Raw genomic sequence first — 422 nt, forward strand, 5'->3', positions numbered from 1 at the left:
ATTTACGGTGATGGCAGCCAGACCCGTTCTTTCTGCTATGTCGATGACCTGATCGATGGCTTCCTGCGCTTCTCGGCCAAACCGAAAGACTGCACCGGGCCGATCAATCTCGGTAATCCCGCAGAGATTCCGGTGCGGCAGCTGGCCGACATTGTTATCCGGATGACAGGGTCTCGCTCGCGCATAGTCCATCTGCCTGCCGCGATCGATGATCCGCAGCAGCGTCGTCCGGATATTTCGCGGGCAAACGAGCTGCTGAAATGGCAGCCGCGTGTACCGCTCGAAATCGGCCTTGAAAGAACGATCGTCTATTTCGATGCGTTGCTGGCGGGCCGGAAAGTGGCGGAGGCCGTATGAGATGCCCCGCACAATCCTCGTCACGGGCGGGGCCGGATTCATAGGCAGCCACATCTGCAAGGCGC

Annotated in this window: 2 protein-coding genes; both read left to right on the forward strand. The window is 59.5% G+C overall.

Annotated elements, in window-relative coordinates:
• Nucleotides 1–357, forward strand: a 357-nt coding sequence (locus tag EN874_RS32295; protein ID WP_348631835.1) for an NAD-dependent epimerase/dehydratase family protein, incomplete at its 5' end; no start/stop codon positions are given.
• Between the two features lies 1 nt (nt 358).
• The coding region (locus EN874_RS32300; RefSeq protein WP_127428842.1) for an NAD-dependent epimerase/dehydratase family protein at nt 359–422 on the forward strand (64 nt) is incomplete at its 3' end.

Origin of the sequence: Mesorhizobium sp. M1D.F.Ca.ET.231.01.1.1, assembly GCF_003999155.2 — a bacterium.
GTDB lineage: Bacteria > Pseudomonadota > Alphaproteobacteria > Rhizobiales > Rhizobiaceae > Mesorhizobium.